Raw genomic sequence first — 7674 nt, forward strand, 5'->3', positions numbered from 1 at the left:
CCGTCCGGGGTCGGGATACCGAATAGGCGTATTGTCGAGACCGGCCGCCGACGCCCTCCCGACACCGTGTCCAGCATCGTGAACCACCATTCCGCGCGACGAGCAGACGGGCCGACGAAGGGATGAAAACCCGTGGCCGAGGTGACCCCGTACCGTATCGAGATTCCAGACGCCGACCTGGACGACCTGCGCGACCGGCTCCGCCGGACCCGCTGGCCCGACCGCGAGACCGTGCCCGACTGGTCCCAGGGCATCCCATTGGGGTATCTGCGCGAGCTGTGCTCCTACTGGGCGGAAGAGTACGACTGGCGGGCTACCGAGCGCAGGTTGAACGCGCTGGACCAGGTGAAGGTCAGTATCGACGGGCTGGGTATCCATGTGCTGCACGTGACGTCGCCGCACGCCGGCGCGGTGCCGCTGTTGATGACGCACGGCTGGCCCGGGTCGATCGTGGAGTTTCTGGACGTCATCGGGCCGTTGACCGACCCGGTCGCGCACGGCGGTTCCGCTGCCGACGCCTTCCACCTCGTCCTGCCGTCCCTGCCGGGATACGGATTCAGCGACAAGCCGACCGGCACCGGCTGGGGGGTGCCGCGGATCGCTGATGCGTGGGCGGAACTGATGACCGTGCTGGGCTACGACCGGTACGCGCTGCAAGGTGGTGACTGGGGAGCGATGGTGTCGACCGCGCTCGCCGTCCGCCATCCGGGCGCCGTGCTCGGCCTGCACCTGACACTGCCGTCGGTGGACATCCGCGTGGCCATGGCCGAGTTGGGGGAGCTGGACGAGCGGGACCGGGTGTCGCTTGATGCGGGCAGGCGTTATCGGAAGGAAGAGGCGGGCTACTCGACCCAGCAGTCCACCCGGCCGCAGACCGTGGGGTACGGCCTGGTGGACTCGCCGGCCGCGCTCGCCGGCTGGATCGTGGAGAAGTTCCACGGTTGGACGGACTGCGACGGGCATCCGGAGAAGGTCTTCACCCGGGACCAACTGCTCGACAACGTGATGATGTACTGGCTACCGGCCGCCGGCGCGTCCTCGGCACGGTTGTACTGGGAGAGCTTCCGGAACCGTCCCGAGGGGCTGGTGACCGTCCCGACCGGATGTTCGATCTTTCCGCGGGAACTGTTCCGGCTGTCCCGCCGCCTGGTCGAGACCCGTTTCCGGGACCTCCGTTACTGGAACGAGCCGGACCGCGGCGGCCACTTCGCCGCGTTCGAGCAGCCGGCCATCTTCGTGGACGAGGTCCGAGCCTTCTTCCGGTTGTTGCCGGTCCCCCGGTGAATCGCCTGGCGTATCCCAAGGTGATCGAACCAATCCGAACCGTCAAACCGTAGTACGACTTCATTGATGAAGCGGTACATTCTGACGGGGGCTCCCGGCGCTGGGAAGACCACAATTTTGCGAACCTTATGGGATTGCGGCCACGAAGTGGTCGATGAAGCGGCAACAGCTGTCATCGCGGCAGAGCAGGCGCAGGGTGATGCTGAGCCGTGGGTGCGGTCGACCTTCATCGATAAGGTCGTCGGCCTGTAGCGACAGTGGCAAGTCGGATCGGTTCGTCCCGACTTGGGCATACAGGTCTTCGACCGTTCTCCCGTCTGTACCCTCGCGCTGAGCCTGTACCTCGGCTACTCGCCATCGGCGGTGCTCACCGAAGAAATCGACAGGATCACGCGTGAGCGCGTCTATGACCGCCGGGTGTTCTTTGTCCGCAACATCGGATTCATTGAGCCTACCGCCGCCCGGAAGATCACATTTGTGGACGCTCTGGAGTTTGAACGTCTGCACGAGGAGGTTTATCTCGCGCTGGGCTATGAACTGGTGGATATCCCGCGAGGGGAGGTGGCAGATCGCGCAAACATGATCGAGACATATATCGCTGCCTGGAGGTGAGAACGCCAGGATCCCCCGTATACTGCCGTCTACGACACACTACAGCGCCACATAGCGCTGCCGAAAACTACGCCGCTGACCGCTGGCAGCCTCACTCCTGGTTGATCTTCAGGGGACGTCCCCGTTCCACGCATGGGAAAAGCTCGGACTCACCTGGGCGGGATAGCTACCATCAGGCGATGGCAGACTCCGTGGAGTGCGCCATCGCCTGGTCTGAGGGACTTCAGCCGCAGAAGGATCGGGTATCGATGACTGATGAAGGCGAGTGCGGCGTGAGTAGGTGCGGCGAGGCAGCGTTCGGTTCCGTACCGGCAGACAGCCCGCCGCCCGGTGACCGGTCCTTTGTCGACGGACATCTACGCCTCCCGACCTGTGTCGAGCATGGCCGAAAGCACCACCGCCTTGTCCTCGGTCGGGAGCCTCGTCCCGGCGATGTCACGATCCGCAAACCGGACGAATCGCCCGACGAGTAGCTGATCCGCCACGCCACGCCCTGCTCAGCCGGACCCCATCGGCTTTTTGGTCGAATGAAGCATGCCAGCCGTCTGTGACCGGTCGGATGTCAGGAAGGTAGGGTGCGCGGGATTTTCTTCCGGCGGCTGGAAGGCAGGTCACAGCCGTGGACGTCCGACCTCGACCGGCCTCAGTCGATCCACCGGCTCGTCGATCGCCAGCACGCTGTTCGATGTAGACGTCTTCACTGCTGTCCTGCCATGACACGCCTCTTGGTGATCAAGATAGGAGATCCCGGTACTTCGACCGTATCCGCATCGCATGGATGATCAAATCTGTGCCGTCGTCCAGGAGCAGGACGACGATCTCCAACAGGTTGCTCACTTGTCTGGATCCGGCCACAGCATCGTCTGACCGTCCGCATCCGCCCTGGCTGTGCCGCCGACCCTGTCAGACATGGACCGGGATCCCGCACCCGCGAGAAGTCCCAAGTCACAATCCCAGACCAAGTTTTAGGCACCAACAGCGTTTCGGATGCTTGTTCAATATCGACGATGCGCGATATCGTCGAGGACGTGCTCCCTGGCGGTGATGTGGCGGCGACGGTGCTTCGGGACGCGCGTCGCCGGGCGGGGTTGACTCAGGTCGAGCTGGCCGCCCGCGCGGGAGTGACGCAGAGCGTGATCAGTGCCTATGAGTCCGGGCGCCGGCAGCCGGCTGTGTCGACGTTGGCCGCGCTGATTGAGGCGACCGGGTTCGAGCTCACCGTGGGAGTTCGTCCGCTGCCGTGCCGGCTACAGATGTTGTCCGGGCCGGTCGGGCGTGCGGTCCGTCGCCACCGGAGGGAATTGATTGCGGCGGCTGCAGCGCATGGGGTGTCGAACTTGCGGGTGTTCGGCAGCGTGGCCCGCGGCCAGGACCGCCCCGACAGTGATGTGGACCTGCTTGCCGACCTGCCTGCCGACCTGGGACTGCTCGGACTCGGTCGCGTGCAGGACGGGTTGGAGACCATCCTCGGTGTCCGGGTCGACCTGGTCCCGGCACGGGACCTCAAGCCCGAGGTCCGCGCGCGGGTTGAGCGCGAACAGGTGGCGCTGTGACCTATCGGGATCGTCAGCGGGTGTCCGACATCCTCGCCGCGATCGAGGCAATCGGTTCCCACCTGCAGCGCGGCGGTCTCTCGGATGGTCTGGTCTTCGATGCGGTTCGAATCCGTCTACTCGAAATCGGCGAGGCCGTCAAGGCTCTGCCCACTGACCTGCTCGACGCTGAACCGGACATTCCCTGGAAGCAGATCGCACGGATGCGCGACCACCTGGCCCACCGCTACTTCGACACCTCTCATGCGATCCTCCAGGCTACCGTCGACCGCGATCTGCCCGACCTGGAACAGGCAGTCAGGCGGCTGAGTCAGCACCTGGACGATGAGTCCGCTGGCACGGACGAATGACCTCTGCCGAAACACCTTGTGGGCGCCAGATATTGGGCCTGCAGGGTCCCTAAATGTGGACGATATGCCGCCGTGGCGGAAAAGACGCTGCGAATCATGTTGCCGGTTTGGGTACTGCGTCGCAGCATCGTGCTGCGCACGCTCTTGCCCGATGTGTTTCGCGTGCTCCGTGGTTGTTCGGCGGGCTAATGCACGGTGATTCTTCCGCCCGTGTTACCGGCCGTGAAGATACCCAGGCAGCGGCCGTTCGAGTTGGCGACGAGCCACAGGTGATTGACGTAGGTGTTGCTCGAGTAGGCGTTGCCCGCCGCAAGGGACGGGGCGTAGGCCACGCGGGAGCCGTCGAAGTCCAGCCAGTAGATCTGTACGGTTTCGGGGCTCTGGTTGTCGAACGTGACCTGGACGCCGTCCGTGGTGCGGGCGGAGGCCAGGCGCCCCTCGTCCGCACACGAGTACCGGCTGAGGTTCCCGGCGAAGTTGAACGCGTGGGCGGCCGGTGGCGGTTGGCCGGCCACCGGCGGTGGTGGCGGCATGTTGCCGCCTGGGGAGCCACGGTCGGTGCCCGCCCTGGGCGTCGTTGCCGGTGCGGGTTGGCCTGCTGCTCTGCCGTCTGCGGTGGCCGGCTGCTCGCCGCCTGCCAGGCCCCCCGGTGCGGTCGCTGCCGTCGGGGACATATCCGGGGACGCACCCGCGGATGTATTCGCTGACGGATCCGGCAGCGGCGAGTCGGCAGTCGCGGCGGGGTGCGCGACGGACGTCGTGGGTCCGGGCTGTGCGTCGCCGGCTGCTGCGAGCTGCCGACCTGGTCCGCTCGTGGCTATGGCCAGGCCGATGCTGATTGCGACAAGGGCTGCGACGAGCGCGGTGCCCCCGATCATCAGTAGGGTCCTGCGACGGCGCCGGGTTTGCGATGTCGCCGGGGCCACGGCAGGTTCACGCGTCACGGGTCGGGCGGTGGCTGCCTCGGCTTGGGCAGTGGCCGCCTCGGCCGGTGACACGATGTCGCCGGGGCCGAGGTTTGCGTGAGGCCCGTCATTGCTCGTTTCCGACGCGGACACGGACGCGGGAGCCGGCGCAGGCATGGCTGGGGGCGCGGGCGCGGCAGCCTCATCACTCCCGCGACCTCGGTCGTCCCCGGACGCGGACGCGGGCGTGGCTGGGGCTGGAGGTGCGGGCGCAGCTGGAGGCGGCTGGCCAGCGTCGGACGGGTGGGCCGCGGCGGGGGCCGCCGCGTAGGTGAGAAGAACGTCGATTACCGGCGGTGGCAGCCAGCCCGGACCGGGGCGCAGGACGGCGGTTTCCTCATCCTGGTCGGTGAGCCGCGCCAGAACGGCTGCCAGTCCTGGCCGGGCGGCGGGGTCCTTCGCCAGGCAGGCGGTGACGAGTTCGCGCAGGTCGCCGTCGATGCCGTCGAGTGTCGGCTCGCTGTGGACCAGCCGGTAGACCAGCGCCGGGGTGGGGCCGGTACCGAACGGTTCTCTACCGGTCGCGGCGAAGGCGATGAGCGCGCCGAGGGCGAACACGTCACATGGCGGGCCGATCTCACCGCCGGTTATCTGCTCGGGTGCCATGAAACCGGGTGAGCCCAGAACACCACCGGTCTGGGTGAGTCCGGTGGCGTCGGCCGCGCGGGAGATCCCGAAGTCGATGACTTTCGGGCCGTCGGTGGCTAGCAGCACGTTCGACGGTTTGAGATCGCGGTGGACGAGCCCGGCCCTGTGTACGGCGGCGAGTGCTTCGGCGAGCCCGGCTGCGAGCGTTTTCACCGACGTCTGGGGGAGTGGGCCTGTCCGGCGGACGGTCTCGGCGAGGGACAGTCCGGGTACGTAGGCGGTGGCAAGCCAGGGACGTTCGGCTGTCGGGTCGGCGTCGATGACCGCGGCCGTGTACGCGCCGCTGACGGCCTGAGCGGCCTGCACTTCGCGGGCGAACCGGTCCCGGAACTCCGGGTTGTCGGCGAGCTCGGGCCGGACGACCTTCACCGCTATGGCGCGGCCAGCCGGTGAGCGTCCCAGGTAGACACGGCCCATTCCACCGGCGCCCAACCGTCCCACCAGCTTGTACGGGCCGACCTGGGTGGGATCGTCCGACCTCAGCGGCTGCATGGTTGGACCCCCACCCGGACCATGATCTGGCGGGTTCTCGCCGTAACCGGCGACCCGCCCCGCCCACTATAGACAGCTGCCCGGAGCTCCATAACGGACGGACAGCCGCCGTGGATCCCTGACGGTCGCCGTGACGGGTGTGCCGCGGGCGGGATCGGCTCTGCGCGGCGGGACCCATGCCCGTCGCGATGGCGTGGGTGGTGATGGCACGGGTCCGCCAGGGGCACGCGAGCCAGACAGGTGTTGTTCGGCGGTTTCCTGGGCCGGAAGACGTCCGTCATGAGATCTCCATGCTGAGATCCCCGCGGTCGCTGGGAGGGTCAGCCGGCCGCCGTATTCACGACATTCGCTTTTCCGTCACCCGCTCTCGGAGATCGTCGGGACGGTATCCGATCCGCCGCGCTGGCCAGCCTGCCCACCTCGGTGACCTCGGTGACCTCGGCGACAAGCGAACGGGCGAAACCGGCGAAGGCCGTTCCCAGAAAGTAGAAGTGCCCGCCGGGGAAATAACGCTGGCGGAATTCCCCGTGTGTCTCCCGGCTCCATCCGGCCATCATCTCCGGTGGAGCCCACGTGTCGGCTGTGCCACCGAACACGGTGAGCGGGCAGGCCAGCGGCGCGCGGCCGGACGCCGGCCGGTAGGAGTCGACCGCCCGAAGGTCGGCGCGGACAAGCTGGAGGAACCGCTCGCGGAACTCCGGTAGCTCGGCGAAACGGTCGGGCATGCCCCCCATCGCAGACAGCTCCGCCAGCAGGGCGGTATCCCCCAACTCGCACAAGCTGCGGCGTCCCGCCGGTGTGTCCGGCGGCACGCGCCCGGACACACCCACCCAGACCGGGGGCGTCCCAGCTGCCTGCATGGCGCGTCCGACCTCGGAAGCGAGGATCGCGCCGAGGCTGTGCCCGAACAGGGCGACGGGCACCTTGAGTGACCCGCGGACCTCGGCCTCCGGCGGCGCGGAAGAATCATGATCGCGCTGCCTTTGGCCCCCGAGCCAGGGGCGGACGTCCTGGACGGCGCGGGCGACAAGCTGGTTCATGTCCTCGACCGGAGTCTGCGCGTGGCGCTTGCCGCGACCGGGAAGGTCGAGCAAGAGAAGATCCCATTCTGGGGGGAATTGGTGGATCAGCGGGTGGTACACGGCGGCGGAGCCGCCGGCGTGGTGGAATCCGATGACCCGCAGCGCGGGATGCTCCACGGGGCGTGGCCGGACAAAGGGGTTCACGCCGTCCGCTCCCGCTCACGCAGGGGCGACCGGGCGTCCACGATGTATGCGGCGAGACGTCCGATCAGGGCAGACAGCGGCAGCTCCGCCACGAATTCCTCCAGCGGAACGGCGACCTGGTAGTGCTGTTCGATGTTCTTGGTGAACAGCATCGCCGTGAACGAGTCACCGCCGACGTCGAGGAACGTCTGCGCGGCGTCGAGGTCGTCCTCGGCCCGCAGCACGCCCGCCAGTTCGTCGAGCAGGAACTCCTCGACGTCACGCTTGGCAAGTGCGTCCGGTGTGACCGCAGCCGGGACGACGTCCGTGTCGGCGTACCCGGCCGTGACCGTCGTGGCGACCGGTTCGTCGATCCAGTAGCGCCGGCGGCGGAAGGCGTAGGTCGGTAGGTCACCGACGAACCGCGCGCCCGGTGCGGCTGTTTCCTCCAGCCGTAGGTCCACCCCGGCGGTGAACAGGCCGGCGAGCGCGTCCAGCAGCAGCGACAGCGACCTGTCGGCGCCGGCGCCGGCGCCGGCGCCGGCGCCGGCGCCCAGCAGCGTGT

General features: G+C 67.7%; 7 protein-coding genes and 1 pseudogene. 4 read left to right on the forward strand and 4 right to left on the reverse strand.

Annotated features, from left to right (window positions below):
* The first annotated feature begins 132 nt into the window (after nucleotides 1-132).
* The gene (locus tag DD1DGNOD_RS02015; protein WP_131764867.1) at nucleotides 133-1284 is read left to right on the forward strand and encodes an epoxide hydrolase family protein; all 1152 of its coding nucleotides are present in this window, start codon (nucleotides 133-135) and stop codon (nucleotides 1282-1284) included.
* Nucleotides 1285-1350: 66 nt separating this feature from the next.
* Nucleotides 1351-1896: pseudogene (locus DD1DGNOD_RS28585) on the forward strand (AAA family ATPase).
* A 356-nt stretch (nucleotides 1897-2252) separates the two neighbouring features.
* Here the strand turns inward: DD1DGNOD_RS28585 and DD1DGNOD_RS30440 are convergent.
* Entirely contained in the window at nucleotides 2253-2381 is a 129-nt protein-coding gene (locus DD1DGNOD_RS30440) for a hypothetical protein (protein ID WP_283234643.1), read from the reverse strand.
* Between the two features lie 522 nt (nucleotides 2382-2903).
* On the opposite strand from DD1DGNOD_RS30440, the gene DD1DGNOD_RS28590 reads away from it, so the two are divergent.
* On the forward strand, nucleotides 2904-3449 hold the full coding sequence (locus DD1DGNOD_RS28590; RefSeq protein ID WP_131764869.1) for a helix-turn-helix domain-containing protein: 546 nt from the start codon (nucleotides 2904-2906) through the stop codon (nucleotides 3447-3449).
* Entirely contained in the window at nucleotides 3446-3799 is a 354-nt protein-coding gene (locus DD1DGNOD_RS02035; protein WP_131764870.1) for a HepT-like ribonuclease domain-containing protein, read from the forward strand. Before DD1DGNOD_RS28590 ends, DD1DGNOD_RS02035 begins: the two co-directional genes overlap by 4 nt.
* A gap of 185 nt (nucleotides 3800-3984) precedes the next feature.
* On the opposite strand, the gene DD1DGNOD_RS30445 is transcribed toward DD1DGNOD_RS02035, so the two are convergent.
* The 3 genes from DD1DGNOD_RS30445 to DD1DGNOD_RS02050 all read right to left on the reverse strand — a co-directional run.
* On the reverse strand, nucleotides 3985-5904 hold the full coding sequence (locus tag DD1DGNOD_RS30445; RefSeq protein ID WP_131769312.1) for a protein kinase domain-containing protein: 1920 nt from the start codon (nucleotides 5902-5904) through the stop codon (nucleotides 3985-3987).
* Between the two features lie 320 nt (nucleotides 5905-6224).
* The gene (locus tag DD1DGNOD_RS02045; RefSeq protein ID WP_131764872.1) at nucleotides 6225-7130 is read right to left on the reverse strand and encodes a thioesterase II family protein; all 906 of its coding nucleotides are present in this window, start codon (nucleotides 7128-7130) and stop codon (nucleotides 6225-6227) included.
* Nucleotides 7127-7674, reverse strand: a 548-nt coding sequence (locus tag DD1DGNOD_RS02050; protein ID WP_241255403.1) for an acyl carrier protein, incomplete at its 5' end; no start/stop codon positions are given. The genes DD1DGNOD_RS02045 and DD1DGNOD_RS02050, both read right to left, overlap by 4 nt.

It is taken from the genome of Candidatus Protofrankia californiensis (assembly GCF_900634765.1).
Lineage (GTDB): Bacteria > Actinomycetota > Actinomycetes > Frankiales > Frankiaceae > Protofrankia > Protofrankia californiensis.

What these genes read in the sequence shown, in the direction of transcription:
- DD1DGNOD_RS28590 (WP_131764869.1), top strand. Translation starts at nt 2,904, where the DNA reads ATGCGCGATATCGTCGAGGACGTGCTCCCTGGCGGTGATGTGGCGGCG.
- DD1DGNOD_RS30445 (WP_131769312.1), bottom strand. Translation starts at nt 5,904, where the DNA reads ATGCAGCCGCTGAGGTCGGACGATCCCACCCAGGTCGGCCCGTACAAG.